This window comes from Lacticaseibacillus manihotivorans DSM 13343 = JCM 12514 (genome assembly GCF_001435035.1).
GTDB lineage: Bacteria > Bacillota > Bacilli > Lactobacillales > Lactobacillaceae > Lacticaseibacillus > Lacticaseibacillus manihotivorans.
This window is the reverse complement of record NZ_AZEU01000266.1, coordinates 1-439: the sequence shown is the minus strand read 5'-3', so window position 1 is coordinate 439 and position 439 is coordinate 1. Positions and strand designations below refer to the sequence as shown.

Sequence of the window (439 nt, the reverse complement as noted above, 5' to 3'; positions counted from 1 at the left end):
GATGTGCCTTGACCCGATTTTGGCGTTATGAACGTGTGGTTATCTCCTGCTTACCGTTTTACGATGCATTATGTGATCAAAAAACTGCTGTTCAAGTCATGGGTGAAGATACATTACAAGAAATTGCCAAAGAATTGGTAGGAACAGTGCGTAAATACGCAGCTACTCCTGATTGGGTTCAAAGGAAGACGACACAAGCCGCTATGCGACAAGCTGTTCGTCGTATGTTAAAAGATCATGGATACCCGCCAACGTTTGCGCCAGCTGCAGTAGATACCATTATTGAACAGGCACAGACAATGGCATTTGAAAATCACAACTAGATACATTGGTTCTGGTGCAAAGTTGAAATTAAGCGTAGATCAAAGCGTGCATATTAACGTCTAGGTGTAAAGTTTCTCTCGGTTAGGTCCGAGTCAGAAGGATAAATTGACAAAAG

General features: G+C 42.4%; 1 protein-coding gene. It reads left to right on the top strand.

What is annotated here, in order from left to right; genetic code table 11:
• Positions 1 to 323: type I restriction enzyme endonuclease domain-containing protein (locus tag FD01_RS13370; protein ID WP_156647323.1), on the top strand; the 323-nt coding region annotated here is incomplete at its 5' end.
• Between the last annotated feature and the right edge of the window lie 116 nt (positions 324 to 439).